9 protein-coding genes are annotated in these 16,089 nt (G+C 49.5%); 2 read left to right on the forward strand and 7 right to left on the reverse strand.

The annotated features are described in order from the left end of the window. Positions 1–93 precede the first annotated feature (93 nt). A complete protein-coding gene (locus DXD02_RS12880) occupies positions 94–1,932 on the reverse strand; it encodes a six-hairpin glycosidase (protein ID WP_118666945.1) in 1,839 nt (612 codons plus the stop codon). Between the two features lie 357 nt (positions 1,933–2,289). On the opposite strand from DXD02_RS12880, the gene DXD02_RS12885 reads away from it, so the two are divergent. After that, on the forward strand, positions 2,290–3,486 hold the full coding sequence (locus DXD02_RS12885) for a cation:proton antiporter (RefSeq protein ID WP_022461245.1): 1,197 nt from the start codon (positions 2,290–2,292) through the stop codon (positions 3,484–3,486). Between the two features lie 86 nt (positions 3,487–3,572). Here DXD02_RS12885 and DXD02_RS12890 read toward each other — a convergent pair whose 3' ends face one another. Next, on the reverse strand, positions 3,573–5,561 hold the full coding sequence (locus DXD02_RS12890) for a right-handed parallel beta-helix repeat-containing protein (protein ID WP_117762073.1): 1,989 nt from the start codon (positions 5,559–5,561) through the stop codon (positions 3,573–3,575). A gap of 125 nt (positions 5,562–5,686) precedes the next feature. Beyond that, the gene (locus DXD02_RS12895; RefSeq protein WP_118666946.1) at positions 5,687–7,711 is read right to left on the reverse strand and encodes a right-handed parallel beta-helix repeat-containing protein; all 2,025 of its coding nucleotides are present in this window, start codon (positions 7,709–7,711) and stop codon (positions 5,687–5,689) included. Positions 7,712–7,956: 245 nt separating this feature from the next. On the opposite strand from DXD02_RS12895, the gene DXD02_RS12900 reads away from it, so the two are divergent. Continuing rightward, positions 7,957–8,829, forward strand: a complete 873-nt coding sequence (locus tag DXD02_RS12900; RefSeq protein WP_118595224.1) for an AraC family transcriptional regulator — start codon at positions 7,957–7,959, stop codon at positions 8,827–8,829. Position 8,830: 1 nt separating this feature from the next. Here DXD02_RS12900 and DXD02_RS12905 read toward each other — a convergent pair whose 3' ends face one another. The 4 genes from DXD02_RS12905 to DXD02_RS12920 form a co-directional block, all read right to left on the reverse strand. After that, complete coding sequence (locus DXD02_RS12905) at positions 8,831–9,943, reverse strand: Gfo/Idh/MocA family protein (protein WP_118666947.1); 1,113 nt, start codon at positions 9,941–9,943, stop codon at positions 8,831–8,833. A 183-nt stretch (positions 9,944–10,126) separates the two neighbouring features. After that, the gene (locus DXD02_RS12910; RefSeq protein WP_118666948.1) at positions 10,127–14,392 is read right to left on the reverse strand and encodes an FtsX-like permease family protein; all 4,266 of its coding nucleotides are present in this window, start codon (positions 14,390–14,392) and stop codon (positions 10,127–10,129) included. A 7-nt stretch (positions 14,393–14,399) separates the two neighbouring features. After that, positions 14,400–15,104: an ABC transporter ATP-binding protein gene (locus DXD02_RS12915; protein ID WP_118666949.1), complete on the reverse strand. Its 705-nt coding sequence runs from the start codon at positions 15,102–15,104 to the stop codon at positions 14,400–14,402. A gap of 133 nt (positions 15,105–15,237) precedes the next feature. Beyond that, on the reverse strand, positions 15,238–15,846 hold the full coding sequence (locus tag DXD02_RS12920; protein WP_055267272.1) for a nucleoside recognition domain-containing protein: 609 nt from the start codon (positions 15,844–15,846) through the stop codon (positions 15,238–15,240). Between the last annotated feature and the right edge of the window lie 243 nt (positions 15,847–16,089).

A 16,089-nucleotide genomic window follows, 5' to 3' on the forward strand; every position in this document is an offset into this window, starting at 1 on the left:
TTACACCATGCCGGAATCCATCTTCTGCAAATCCAAATAACCTCCAAACTGAATCACTCTGTATGATTTCAGTTTGAAGGTTCTGGTCATTCTTTATTCCAGGTTCATGCACAATCCCCAATCCTGGTCATTGGCATACGGATCGGCAAAATCGGTTTTCTTTCCGTTGACGGAATACGGATACAGGTACGCACAGGTCGCTGTTCCATCCTCAAAGAACATGGACAGCACGCCGCGCAGGGAATGCTCACCGCGAATATTATATTCTTCGTTTCCGGTCAGGCGAGCGTAGCGCTTGAAGGTTCGACCGTTTTCTGCACTCCAGTAGTGCGGGAAAGTGTCTCCGAAGACTCTGCGTTTTCCGAACCAGTAGCCGTCCCAATGACGGATTGCAATTTCATGCAGATGGTAGTCCGGCTGCTGGCCGTCGAAGAGTTCGAGGACGGCGATCTGCTGCTCGGCTCCGCGCAGGTATTTTTCTTCCCCGGTCACTTCATAAACCTGAAGAATGACTTCAGCCGCCGGCTGTACGATCGATTGCTCGTAATTTACCTCCGAAGCCGGATAAGCCGTTCCGATCTCAATCAGTTGGTCGGCATGACGTCGGAACAGATCTTTTACTGTTTTCAGATCCTCCTGTTCTCCTACTTTTTCCAGCTCTTGACAGAGCATCACAATCGGCATTTCAATCGGATAAAAACGGAATCCATCCTGTTCATAAAATTTCTCTGTGATATGAACTGCTGTCTTCAGATCTTCTTTTTCTCCCCACAGCTTCCAGCATTCAAGAAAGAATGTCACTGCCCATGGGTAGTTGTAAAGCCGAAAATAGCTGTTGTCTTTTCCTGAGCAGTTGCATACAAGTCCAGTTGATGCATTTACCAGCTCGCGAAGATAGAATGCATGGTACTCACGAAGACTCTGTTCCGCTTTTTCCCGGTCTTTTAAAAGATTCTGCTGCAGTGCCCGTGCAATCAGCACACCCATACCGGTACGCTCCCGTCCGGCATTGAAATCGTTTTCCGGCGTGCAGACGAGAATTTTTTCTTCATTATCATACGGCAGATATGCGCCCTGCAGTTCTTTGATCTTTCCATGATACTGCTGGTGATCAACAATAAACGCACACCGTTTTGCAGCCAGTGTTTCCGGCCGCTCCTGCACGAGAAGACGGCAGATGGTTTTCACCTCGTCGGCACAGATCGAAAGTACATACTCCCCTGTTTTTTCATTTTCAAACAGATATTCATAAACACCATTTTCCGTCTTTTCCAGCGATGTTCCGTTTACCGTTACATTTTCTGCCTGAAATACCGGTTCAATGGTTACCTTACTCGTCTCTCCCGGATAAATCACATACTGCTCCGCATCCACCAGAATCACCTGGGAAAATGCTCTTAATTTCTCCCGGAAATCTTCGCGTCCCTGATGCGGAAATACTTTCCACTCCAGCGTCATCGTGTCTCCCGGCGCAAATTCCTGTGCGGACGGGTGCAGCCAGAAGCAGCCTCTGTCATTGCTCTGCAGTTTCAGATCGCGCTCAATACTGTAAGCAGAAAGACTGCCTTTTGTGAGCACCATTCCCAGATGCGGAGCCGCACCACCCATGCGGAGCGCCATAATATAACTGGTATTCTCCCCACAGAAAACATGTGCATGGCATCGATAGTCACGGCAGGTCACACTGTCCGTGTAGCGGTCCTGCAACGGAAATGAAACCCCAATACTTCCGGCATTTGTAAAATACGGATGCGCACCGTTGTAAGAAACCACAATCTTGGTTGTCAGCACATCTCCGTCTTTCTCATTCTGCACCTCAGCCGAAAACTCCGGCGGGCATTTCACCTCGGCGTATGGGAAATCCTCCCGCAGCCAGTTCATCTGTTTTGGATCTTTGGAAAATACAATTTCTTTCACGTTCCCAACTCTCATTTTTTATTTCCCCTTTCGTTTTTTCTTTGATCCCGCTTTTTGAACTCCATGTAAAATTTATTTGCTGCTTTGATCATACTATATCTACATGCTCTTTTCTATATCTCTTTTTCCATTACCGTTCACTCCTCTTAATCTGACAATAACCCTCACAATCCTCTTTTCCAGTTTTGTTTTACAAAAGAACGGTTCCATACACCTGCATCATTTTTCCGTTTTACTTTATTTTTTCTTTCTTGCCGATAGTATTTTTTCTCAATTTTTGTTATACTGAAAATGTATGCGTATCAAACTCCGGCATTGCTCTTTCAAGCTGCCGACACATACATAAACTTCATAAAAGGGGGTATCTTTTTCATGGATACGTATGTCATTTTAAAAGACCTGGCAATCATTATCGTATTCGCAAAATTGTTTGGTATTCTTGCCAGAAAATGCAAGGCTCCGCAGGTTGTGGGCGAGCTGATTGCCGGTATTGTCCTTGGACCCAGTGTGCTGGGACTCGTTCAGCAATCTGACTTTCTCGCACAGATGGCGGAGATCGGTGTCATTTTGCTGATGTTCTCCGCAGGTCTTGGCACCAGCCTGAAGGATCTGCTCCGCACCGGAGTGAAATCCCTGCTGATCGCCTGTGCCGGTGTTTTTGTTCCTCTCGTTCTTGGAGCCATCTTATACATGAGCTTTTATGGCTTCTCTGCTGTCGGAACGGAAGAATTTTACCACGCTGTTTTTATCGGTGTTATTCTGACTGCAACATCGGTCAGCATCACCGTACAGGCCTTGAAAGAACTCGGCAAGCTGAAAACAGAGGTTGGAACAACCATCTTAAATGCGGCCATCATCGACGATGTCATTGGTATCATTGTGCTGACTGTTGTCATCGGTTTTAAAGATCCGACATCCAATCCGCTGAAAGTAGCAGCCTCCACCATTCTGTTTTTTGCCCTTGCGATTGTGCTCGGTTTTCTCTGCTTTAAGCTGTTCAACCGCATGAACTCCGTATTTCCGCACACCCGCCGTCTCCCGATTCTGGGTCTTGCGCTCTGCTTCGGACTGTCCTACATTTCCGAAAAATATTTCGGCATCGCCGATATTACCGGTGCATACGTTGCGGGCGTTATCCTGTGTTCCCTCGATTCTTCCGATTACATCGAAGAAAAAATGGATATCAGCTCCTATATGATTTTCGGACCGATTTTCTTTGCAAGTATCGGACTCAAAACAACGCTCAGCGGCATGAACGAGAAATTCGTACTCTTTGCCATCTGTTTCGTCATCGTCGGCCTTGCCGCAAAAATTATCGGCTGTGGCCTGATGTCAAAGGGATGCGGCTTTACCTGGGGCGACAGCCTGAAAATCGGTGTCGGTATGATGACCCGTGGTGAAGTCTGTCTGATCGTTGCGCAAAAGGGTCTGAATGCAGGCTTTTTATCCGGCGATTTCTTCAGTGCCGTGATTCTGCTGATTCTCTTCTCGAGTATTGCAACACCGATTATGCTGAAAATCTTATACGAGAAAATGCCGACGGCAAAAGATTCTGCAAAGGCATCCTGACTTTCCTTTTACCAAAACAGGGCGCTGTGCCATTTCCTGCACAGCGCCCTGTTTTTTTCATATCAACCGGTAAGTTCTGATTTTTTCTACCACAGAATCTTCTCTGCCTCAGCTCCATCCGCAAACGGTCCCGGCATTGCTGCCACGCCGCGGTGCTCGCCGAGATAGTCCTGATCGAAGATAATCGTGCTTCCGTCCGGATCTTCGAATCTCTGCTCCGGCTCGAAGGCGTATCCTAAAATATCACTGTTGATAATTCCCGTCCGGAAATCCTTCAGGAACTCATACACGTTCGTCTTGATGGAATAGTGGCCGTCTTTTTCCACAAGTTCCACCTTAACCTGGTTCTCGTTATCCATAAGATTCTCTTTTTCATTCACACACGCCTTTGCTCCGTTAAAGTAAGCGTTTCCGTTTACCCAAACCGGCAGATGGCACTTGTTGTGATACGGCTCCAGCTTGCTCATGTCGGCCGGTTTATCCAGCTCAAAGTGGCTGATCCACTCGTCATAGGTCGGATACTCGTCGAACACATGCGTTCCGACCTCCTGGTTATCCTCCATCTTGAAGCCCATGTCCTCAACCGTTTCTGTTTCCTCAACCGGGTAATTCTGGATAAAGATGTTGTTGTAGAACCGGTCATCGCCATGCAGGAATGTCATGAATCCGGCAACCTCGGTACGGTGACGGATGTGATACGGCGTGTAACGGTCTCCTGTTCCGCCGCCAACTGCAGTTAATGAGCCAAGCATCAGATTGTGTACGCAGGCAATACCATCGGTCGCCATACGAACGCTGACCGGTGAGAGCATAATATTGTTATCGATCAGGGTCGGACCATGGCCAACCTCGATGAAAATATCCTGACTCATCATTGCACCCTCTGCCTTTGGTGTTCCCTCCGGCGGGCAGTTGTCGTGCAGCAGGTTCTGGGTCAGGCGTGTTCCCTGTGCCTCCCAGTCGCACCAGATGCCCATCGTACAATGATGAATGTGATTTCTTCTCATCACAACATCGATCGCTGCATGCATCTTGATACCGGAAATCTCGGCTCCGCCAAGCTGCTGCATATTGTTGATGTTGTGAATGTGGTTGTCCTCAATGATACTGAACACACCGCCCATCCGTCCGACAATACCGGTCTGCTCACAGTGATGGATGTGGCAGCGGCGGATGATATGGCTTCCGATGTTCTCCTTCGTCCAGCCGTGATACTGGCCGCGGCACACAGCATCACGCTCCATCTGGGTCGGGCTTTTTACGTGTTTTCTGGTAAAGTAATGGTCGTTCTCCGGATCGTAATATTTTCCGAGCGAAATACCGCAGCACTTGCTGTTGCTGACCTCACAGTCCTCAATAATCCATCCCTTCGACCAGTGCGGACCGATCATACCGTCCTGATAAGCAGCCGGCGGCGCCCATGTCGTTGCTGCCTTGCTGACATCAAATCCACTGAACGTAATGTAATTTACGCCTGTTTTCGACGGCATAAAGCAGTTCCGGCGCACGTTGATTTCTACTTTTTCCTCCGTCGGGTTTTTACCCTGGAAGTTTGCGTAGATGACCGTCTGATTTTTCTCTTTGTCCTGCTCGGTATACCATTTGTAAACCGACCACTCCGGCTCCCAGGACGGCGCATAAACCTCGCCCTTGATACACTCCTCGAGCGTCTCTGCCTCGTATAACTGGCGGTCATTCAGATAAACCGCGCCGGTATGGCGTACCACCGGTGCAAAATACCAGTCACCGCCGACCATTGTCGTGTATGGGTTATAATTGCCAAACACTCCGTTGTCTACACGGCATACCCACACATTATCTTTGTAATGCTCCCAGTCATTCATCGTTTCCGCACCGGTGATCTTTGCGCCGAGCGGCTTCTCACTCTTATAGACGATTCTTGCATCCTCGGTTCCTCCGTTGACCGGATCAACATATTCATGGTAGATACCAGGTGCAACCAGAACTTCATCTCCTGCCTTTGCAATTTTTGCCGCATCGTTGATGAACTTGAACGGCATCTCTTTTGTTCCGTTTCCATTCTTCGGAGCGGAATTATTGACATAGTAAATCATTTCTCTATACTCCTTTTTGTTATAGTAAAACCCGAAAACACTGCCAAAAAGGCTGTGACGCAATCATTCACTCTCTGCGGCGCTGAATTTTTTACGCTATTTTTTTGCGGGTCTATAGAATTTCTTTATGATAATGCTTCTTCCGCAGCCTCTTTTGATGCAAACGGGCCCGGCAGCGGATGAATGCCCTGACGGTTTCCAAAGTAGTCATATCGGAACACGATCGGCGTTCCATCCGGATTCTCATATTTCTGTTCCGGCTCAAATGCCATGCCAAGCGTCTCCGTTGAGATCACTGCACAGGCATTCTGCGGCAGATAATCGTAAACATTGGTCTCCAGTTTCCATTTTCCGTTCTCTTCTTTTACACCGATGGTGATTTCATGCTCGGTATCCACTACAGCGTCCTGTTCCTGCTCCGCCGGCTTCGCCCCATTGAAGTAAACGTTGCCGCCAAGCCATACCGGCAGCTTCTCGTAATACAGATCCGGTGACTTTCCGGAACCCATTCCGCAGTAGCCCTCAAATCTTGCCACGTACTCCTCCAATGTCGGATATCCGCTGTACGGTGCGGTTCCTGCTGTCAGATTTCCGTCATCCCACTCATTATCTCCGGTCAGTTTACGGATTTCTTCCATTCCCGCACGAACCGGCTTCTGGATGAAGATATTATTGTAGAACCGGCAGTCACCGTGAAGAACTGTCATAAATCCGTTGATCTCCGTGCGATGCGGCACATGGTACGGTGTGTAGCGCGGCGACGGCAGCTTTTCGGAGCCATTGTTGACACCTCGGCCGACAGCAGTAAACGATCCCGCGATCAGGTTATGTACTACCGCAACACCCTGCGTTGCCAGCTTCATCGCGCGGTCCGAAAGCAGTACGTTATTGTCCACCAGCGTCGGTCCGTGGGAAATTTCAATAAAGATATCCTCGCCGATGCCGTCCATCCCCTCCGGATTTGCATTCTCCTCGTTCGGCAGCGTATTGTCATGAAACAGGTTCTGCGTAACACGTGTGCCCTGTGCCTGCCAGTCAAGCCAGAGGCCTCTCGTACAGTGATGGAAATGGTTTCTTCGAATGATCACATCGATTGCTGCATGCATCTTGATGCCGCCGATCTCCGCACCCGCAAGGTTCTGTTTATTATTGATATGGTGAATGTGGTTATCCTCAATGATCGAGAACACACCACCTAAGTGGCCTACAATACCCGTCTGTCCACAGTCATGGATGTTGCACCGGCGGATGATGTGGCTTCCGATGTTTTCCTTTGTCCATCCCTCCCGCTGCGCCTGGCAGATACAGTCACGCTCCGTCTGTGTGCCATCTTTGAATTTCCATTTGAGCCATTTATTGTCATTGTTCGGCTGTCTGTATTTTCCAAGTGAAATGCCCGAGCACTTCGAATCTGAAATCTCACAATCCTCGATGATCCATCCCTTTGACCAGTGCGGGCCGACCATTCCTTCCTGATATGCCGTCGGCGGAGCCCACTGGGTTGCCGCCTGTTTTACAACAAAGCCGGACAGCGTGATATAACCAATGCCCTCCTTCGATGGATAAAAGCAATTCTCGCGCACATTAATTTCCACCGTTTCCTCATTCGGGTTTTTCCCCTGGAAATTCACATAGAAAACGGTCTCATTCTTCTCTTCGTCCTGCTCCACATACCAGGTGTAAACCGTGAATGCCTGATCCCAGGATTTTTTATAGATCTCCGGCTTTTTCACCTGATCCAGACTTGTCACCTCATACATAGATTTTCCATTCAGATACACTTCTCCGGTGTGTGCCGTGTAGGATGCGATAAACCAGTCACCGCTGACCAGTGTCGTATATGGATTGTAATCCCCAAACAATCCGTTCGGAACGCGCGCTGTCCACACATCACCTTCCAAATGCTCCCAGTTATCCACAATTTCCGCACCGGTAATCACAGCTTTTCCCGGTTCCACAGAACGGTACACAATTCTTGCATCCTCACATCCCGCATTCGCCGGATCTACATATTCCCGATATACGCCAGGCGCTACAAGCACCTCGTCGCCGGGCATTGCAATTTTTGCCGCCTCGGAAATCGTCTGAAATGGATATTCCTTCTGCCCATTTCCGCTTCGCACAGCATTTCCATCTACATAAATCTGCATTTTTCGCTTACCTCTCACTTCTTCACTTTTCATAAACTTTTATTGTGAATTTTCGCCAAAATCACATCACTCTTTTTCCGATTTCTGCCGTTCTTCACAATTTTCATATCTTAACCATAATACAGATCCTCGTAAAACACTACTTATATATTGCCGATCATTGCCCAGATGTTTCGATTTTTTCTATATTTTTTCTCTCTTCTGTTGTATAATACCGTTTATCAGATACGGAGGATTCTTTTGCCATGAAAAACGATTCGACTTCTTTTTTCGAAAACAATCATTTTGCTAACAGCTATGTTTACGATATCTCTATTTCGCATGTCCCCGCCTATTTCGGTCTGCACTGGCATCACTATATCGAAATTGTGCTTGCACAGGATAACGGCATTATCTATGAAGTAAATGGAGAAACCTTTCCGCTAAAGCCCGGTGATCTTCTTTTTATCTGGCCCGGCGAGCTGCACGCTGTTTCCACAACCAACAGAGAACATCGCCTGATCATGCTTCAGCTCGATGCAGATTTTCTGGAAAAACGCGTGGATTTCCAGTCTGTTGCTTATCTTTTTTATCAGATCCGTCTTCTGAATCAGAACAACTTCCCGGAAATCGAAAAGCTTCGCGGATTTCTGACAGAGCTGCGCAGGCTCTCCCTCTCCGGTATCAGTTTTTCCGAACTGCGCGGATGCGTTCTGCTATATCAGTTTTTTATTCTGCTCGGCGAAAATCTCTCCGTGCCGACCGAAACTGCCGCACCGCAAAAAACAGGCCATTCCGCACAGGTACACCGCCAGATGGTTGCTGCATGTACCTGGATCTCAAGTCACTGCACCGAACCGGTTTCCCTGGAAGAAGCATCAAAAGTCGCCGGATTCTCCCGCTGCCATTTTTCCAAGCTGTTCCGCGCATACACCGGCCTCTCCTTCACGGATTTCGTCACCAGGGAACGGCTCCATATCGCCGAAAACCTGTTAAAAAAACCGGATCTCACGATCACCGAAGTGTCGCTCGAATCCGGTTTTAACAGTATTTCTACGTTTAACAGAGTCTTTTTGAAATCAAAAAATGTAAGCCCTACCGACTTCCGTCAGATGTACCTGCAATCCTATCAGAAATAGACTATGAATTCGGCATGGCCTCCGGTCTTTCGCAGGTGGATGGAACCTTCTCAAATGCACCCGTTTCCGCACTCTTCATAATCTGATCGATCGTATCGAGTACGTGGTATGCCATTTTGGCACTCGCACGGTTTGGTCTGCCCTCGGCAATTGCTTCTGCCATCTCAGACGGGCCAAGACCACGGCTGTTTTCGCTGTAATCAAAGCCATAATGTAAAACTTCCGGAACAGCCTGCTGTGTCCAGTCTTTTACACCCGGAATATAGACAACATTGCCGCCGAAATTGTTCGGATCAACAAGCTTTAAGATACCCTTTTTGCCGTAAATGGTGAATACCGCCTGATCATTGATGACGCTGTCACCATTGACGCAGAATGTACCGGTCACACCGTTTTTCATTTCCAGAATCGTGAAAACCTGGCTCTCGTTGCTGTAGTCAAATTCCTGGCCGTATTCCGGGCTGTCCGGGACGACATTGACGCGCTTCGGCGCAAGGTTGCGCACGGAGGAAACGACACGGTCCACCGGGCCGAAAAGGCTGACGATGGCGGTCAGATAATAAACACCGAAATCGTAGCAGATACCGCCGCCCGGCATCCGCAGAAAACGGAAGATGCTCGCCAGTAAATCAAGATCGCGGTTTGCGCATGCTTCGAAAGATGTCACCTCGCCGATCAGCCCGTCGTCGATCGCTTTTCTTGCGGTCTGCAGTGCCGATCCAAGGAAGGTGTCCGGTGCGGAACCGAGATAGAGATGTTTCTCCTCTGCCAGCTCGATCAGTTTCGCTGCCGTTTCCGGTGCGAGGGTCATTGTTTTTTCAGTGTAAACGTGTTTTCCGGCTTCCAGTGCCTGACGGATCAGCCCCTCGTGGGTCGGTGCCGGTGTCAGAATGACTACCATTTCAATCGACGGGTCTGCCAGAATTTCCTCGTAGGTACAGCCCTTGATGCCATACTGCTCTGCTTTCTTTTTCGCATGTTCAAGATGGCCTGCACAGCATGCTGCTACCTCAAGATTCTCAAAGTTATGAATCATGTTCGTCAGATAAATATCACTGATCGCTCCGCAGCCGACAACGCCGACTCTCATTTTTTTCGTTTCTGTTGTTCCCATTTGTAAAAATCCCCTTTACTCTTTGTTTTTTGATCCTGTTCTGATAAAAACCCTTATCTTTTTTATACAACGAAATGTCTGAAAAAACAAGCATTCCGGCTCATATTTCACTTTCAAAATGAAAAAACCGCCCACGGTTTCTGCAGATTCTCTGCATCACCGCGGACGGCCTTTTTCTGTTGTTTACTCCACGCTTTTCAGCGATTCAATCATATCAATTTTTCTTAACCGGTAGAACATCATAAAGTTGACGAACAGGGCAAACGCCATGGTAATCAGGGCGCTCCAGCCGTAGCTCCGCGGGAACACGTTTCGTCCGAACATCATCATATCGACCTCGACGGTCTGAATTACGCAATGATGTAAAAACGTTCCAATTCCCATGCCCGCGATAACGCCGAACAGTGTCAGCACCATGTTTTCCCGGTACACGTACGATGCCACCTCGCCGTCGAAGAAGCCGAGCACTTTCAGCGTTGCCAGCTCTCTCTGTCGTTCGGTGATGTTGATGTTGTTCAGGTTGTACAGCACCACAAACGCCAACAGGCCCGCCGATACGATCAGCACCACGATGACGATGTCGAGGGAACGAAGCATGTTGTCAATCTGATCAATCAGGTCGGATGTGAACGAGATTGCCGCTACACCGTCGTACGTCATGATTTTTTCTCCGAGTGCTGTCTCATAATTGCCCGACGTGTCCTGATATTTCATCAGAAGCTGGTTGTAGTCCGGCGCTCCGCCGAACAGCTCCTCGTAGAGATCCGGGGCCAGATACAGGTAATGGCGCACGTAGTTTTCGACGATGATCGAAATCTTTACGTCCACAATATCATCGCCTTTTTTCAGCTGAACCGTGTCGCCTGCTTTTACGCCGAGCATCGTTGCTGTCTTTTCGCTGATGGCTGCGCCGCCGTCGGTCGGGAATTCGTAAACTTCTCCGCTTTTCCGGTCTCGGAAGGCATAGAAGTCATTGAAATTCGTCAGTTCTTTCGGCACTTCAAGCACTGCATCCACGGTCTTTTTGTCGGTCTGCAGTTCGATGTTCTGGCAGTACATTTCCAGCAGCTCATCGATGCCGCTGTAGTTTTCCAGATCGGTCTGCAATGCTTCTTTTTCGGATTCATCCACATCTGAATTCAGCACAGCATTCGCCTGATAGGTGAAGAGGCTGACGAACTGGTTTTTCGCAATCGCGGTGATGGAATCCTGAAGGCCGAAACCGACGAGGATCAGACCCATGCATCCGCCGATTCCGATAACGGTCATGAAGAATCGTTTTTTATACCGCACCAGATTCCGCACGGTTGATTTCTGCGTAAAGTTCAGATGTTTCCAGAGTACGCCGATGCGTTCCAGGAAAATCCGTTTGCCGTTTTTCGGTGCTTCCGGCCGCATCAGCTCTGCCGGACCTGCGGCGAGTTCTTTGTAGCATGCCGCGATCGTCGCCACGCCGGTGCAGGCTGCACTCGCCAGAATCGCAAGGCCTCCCTGCTCCCAGTTCAGCAGGGTCATGTAATACGGAAGTCCGGTATACAGCATGCCGTAGGCATTCATAATAACCCAGGGCAGGATTTTTTCTCCAACCACCACGCCCGCGAGAGCGCCGGATACGGTGGAGAGCATCGCGTATGCGAAATATTTAAAGGCGATCACGCCGTCGGAATAGCCGAGGGCTTTTAACGTTCCGATCTGCTGACGCTGTTCCTCGATCATTCGTGTCATCGTCGTCAGGCTGACGAGAGCAGCCACGAGGAAGAAGATAACCGGGAAGAATTTTCCGATATTCGAGATACGGCCGGCATCCTGACCGAAGCTCTCAGTTGACGTTACCTTATTCCGTCCCCAGACGTACCACGTTGGTTTTTTCAGGTCTGCGAGTGTTTTCTCACCGTCCGCAATTTCCTGCTTCGCATCCGCGATTTCTGGTTCGGCGTCGGCTTTTGCTTTTTCATATTCGGCTTTGCCGTCCTCAAGTTCCTTTTCTTTATCGGCAATTTCCTGTTTCGCATCCGCAAGGGAGATTTTTCCGTCGGCGATTTCCTGTTTCGCGTCGGCAAGCTGGGTTTCTCCGTCGGCAATCGTCTGCTTGGCTTCGGCGAGCTGACTTTCTCCATCGGCGATCGTCTGCTTTGCTTCTGCTAACTGGGTTTCGCCATCGGCGATCGTCTGTTTCGCGTCGGCGAGCTGACTTTCTCCACTGGAAATTGTCTGCTTTGCAGCGGCAAGCTGGGCCTCACCCGACTGAATCGTCTGTCGGTACGATGCAATCTGCTGTTCCCCATCAGCAAGCTGGGCTCTGGCAGCCGCAAGCTGAGTTTCTCCGTCTTTTAATTTACTGCGATTCGTCTCAATCTGAGCTTCTCCGTCGGCAATCGCTGCTTTGGCGGATGCAAGCTGGGCTTCGCCATCCTCAATCTGTTTCTGATAAGCTTCTGCTTGTGCTTCTCCATCCTGAAGCTGGGCAAGAGCCTCTGTAATCTGAGCTTCGCCGCTTTCCAGTTCTTCTTTTGCAGAAGCAATCTGTGCCTCGCCTGCGGCGCATTCCTGCTCTTTTTCTGTTAATTGTGCATCTGCAGCGGCAAGCTGACTTTCTGCGTCGGTAATCTGAGCTTCTGCAGCCGCAAGCCGGGCTTCCGCATCAGCGCTTGCTGCTTCAAACGCTGCGATGTTTTGTTCCAGAAATGTTTTCTGCTCCTGCATCGTGAAAAGCTGCTGTGCTAACTCTGTCTGCTTTGCTTCCAGCGCAGTTTTCTGTTCCAACAGGGATACATATGCTTCATCTTCCTCCGTCAGTCCGTCAAGCTGAGCCTCAATCACCTCGATCTGACCAGTCACTTCTGTCTGCGCAGCCTCCACCATCGGAAGCTGACTGGAAATCTGGGCTAACTGATCCTTGGCTGTCTCATACTGACTCTTCTGTTCTTCATACGCTGCCTTCTGCGCTTCATACTGTGTGCGTCCTGCAGCGGTTTCTGCTTTCTTGTTGTCCAGTTCCTCGCGTGCAGCGGAAAGCTGCTCCTTTGCAATATTCAATTCCGTTTCTTTTTCGGAAAGCTGCTCTTTTGCAGTATTCAGCTCCGTCTGCTTCCGAGTCAGTTCGGTTTTTGCCGCCGAAAGCTGCGTCATTTTTTCCTCTAACTCTTTTTTGCCGGATGCCAGTTCTGTTTCTTTCTCTGCAAGCTGTGCTTTTCCGTCGGAAAGTTCTTTCGCTTTTGCCTCAAGTGTGGTTTTTCCACTTGCAAGTTCATCGGCTTTCTGATTCAGCTCCGCTTTTCCGCTTTCCAGCTCTGCCGCCTTTGCTTCCAGCGTCGCTTTTCCGCTCGCAAGTTCCGCCTCTTTATCTTTCAGCGTTGCCTTGCCGGATGCCAGTTCCTGCTCTTTATCGGCGATGGTTGCTTTCGCACTGAGAAGTTCCTGCTCTTTGTCTGCAATGGTCTGTTTTCCGTCAAGGAGTTCCTGTTCTTTCTCAGCAATCGTCTGCTTTCCGTCAAGAAGCTCCTGTTCTTTGTCCTTTAACGTCTGTTCGCCGTCGAGAAGTTCCTGCTCTTTGTCCGCAATCGTCACTTTCGCGTCGGCAAGCTGCTGTGCACCGTCATCCAGCTCTGTTTTTGCGTCCGCTAATTTCTGCTCTGCATCAGCGACCTGCTGTTTTGCATCATCAATCTTTTCCTGTCCTTCGGTTTTGACTGCCGTATACCGCCGGTCGCACGCCGCATCCTCGAGCGCTTCAATCTTCGTCTGTACAGCCTTCACCGTCTCATCATACGCATCGCTGTAGCTCGCCTCTTCCTGTGCGCCGTCCGCCTGGACGTAAATCTCTGTATAGAGATCCGATGTAAATGTCTCCGGAAGCAGCAGTGCAAAACTGTTGATGCTTCCGTTTCCAATCGAGCCCGTTCCCCGGTTCAGATCCATATAATAAGGGAGTGTCGCCGAACCAACAATCGTAAACGTGTCCCCGGTCAGCGAATCTGAGAGCGGATCCTCCGTTCCGGAAGTGAACGTTACCTGATCTCCGATCTCACAGCCGGAACTTTTCAGAAACTGCGTATCAACAAGAATTTCATCCTCTTTCTCCGGCATCCGTCCCTCGACCACGCGCGGCTCATTCACACCGTCCGTCAGCGCAATCAGCTTCACAACCTGCTCGCTCTCGCCGATGTCATGCAGCACTTCCACCGTTTTTCCGCCGTAGACCGCTTTCACGCCATCCGTCTTCGCGATATCCGCCAGATCATCGTCTGTCAGCCCCAGCGTTCCAAGGACTTTCAAATCCATATAATTTACTTCATCATAATACCGGTCCGCCGAAACCTTCATATCCCCTTCCGCCGACCGGATGCCCGAGAAAAACGCCGCGCCAAGAAGCACGATGAAAAAGACTGACAGAAACCGCCCCTTGTTCTTTGTGATTTCCCGGATAAAGTCTTTTCGAAATGCTCTCATCGTCCACCTACCATTCTATCTCTTCCACCGGCGTCGGGTTCTCATTTGTTTTCATGCCCGCCACTTTTCCGTTTCGGATTTTAATCACGCGGTCCGCCATCGGTGTCAGCGCCGAGTTGTGAGTGATGACAATGACCGTCATGCCCTTTTCCCGGCAGGTATCCTGCAGCAGTTTTAAGATCGCTTTTCCCGTCACGTAATCGAGCGCTCCCGTCGGTTCATCGCAGAGCAGCAGCTTCGGATTCTTTGCCAGCGCACGCGCAATCGCCACACGCTGCTGTTCTCCGCCGGAAAGCTGCGCCGGGAAGTTATTCTTTCGCTCTTCCAGCCCAACCTCCGCAAGCACCTCCGACGCATCCAGCGGATGCCGGCAGATCTGCATCGCCAGCTCCACGTTTTCAAGTGCCGTCAGATTCTGCATCAGATTATAAAACTGAAAGACAAATCCAATATCCTCCCGCCGGTACTGGATCAGTTTCTTACCGCGGTATTTGCTGATTTCCGCGCCGTCCACCAGCACCTTTCCGGAAGTCGCCGTGTCCATGCCTCCTAAGATATTCAGAACGGTCGTCTTGCCCGCACCGCTCGGACCGACAACGATCACAAACTCGCCTTTTTCCACATCAAAGCTGATTCCATCCGCGGCCTTGATGGTAACTTCACCCATTTTGTATGTCTTGGTTACATCCTGAAGACTCACATATCCTGCCATGCTCTTGTGTTCCTCCTATGTAAAATTCAATATCCCTCATTTCTTTTATTGTACCAAGCCGTTGCCGCGGCGGCTAGTCCTAAGAAGGCGAATTTACTGTTTTTTTATAAATATTCCTGGGCAGACCGCATTCTCAGCTTTTGCATTTTTCCATACATTTGCAGAATAAAACAGCCGCTACCGTGCTTGCTGCCGTCGCTGCCAGTGCCGGTCCGACAATGGCCGTTGGATGCACGCTGCCATACTGGCTGCGGTATGCAATCACGTTGACCGGTATCAGCTGCAGGGAAGAAATATTTAAAATCAGAAAGGTGCACATTTCCCGGTTTGCAGTTCCTTTCGGAACAGCGGCCGGATTTTTGTTTTTCCGCCGTTCCTCTTCCAGCTCTTCGAACTGTTCCATGGCAAGAAGGCCCGGCGGCGTTGCCGCTGCGCCAAGACCGAATACATTACAGATCATATTTGTGGCAGCCGATTGGATGGCCGGGTGATCCGATGGTACCTTTGGAAACAAAAAGCGCATGACCGGTCCCATCTTTTTTACCAGGCTGTCGATCATTCCCGCTTTCCTTGCAATCTCCATCAGCCCGCTCCAAAGGCCCGTCACACCCAGAAGAGAAATTGCCAGCACAACTGCCTCTTTTGAAGCGCGCAGCGCACCGTCTGTCACCTCCGGCAGTTTTCCGCAAAAAGCACCGTAGGCAATGCCAAGAAGAAGCATACCGCTCCAGAGTCTGTTCATGGATTCACCTGCGTTCATCCGTTATCTTTATACGATATGCTTCTTTTCTGTTTTTCATGATATTTTGTTTCAACCCACAGATAAGACGCCGTTGTCACGCCCGCCAGCTTTGTGAACAGCTTTGCCACCGCGGTATCTGTTTTCTGTCATTTCTTTCTTTTGTTCTGTCGTTCACAGCCTCCTGCGCTTCTCTCCATTCCAAAATAAGTTTTGTTTTCCCATAAAATCAATTTTCTTTTTAAA

Source organism: Blautia sp. TF10-30 (assembly GCF_003481245.1).
Classification (GTDB): Bacteria; Bacillota; Clostridia; order Lachnospirales; family Lachnospiraceae; genus Fusicatenibacter; species Fusicatenibacter saccharivorans.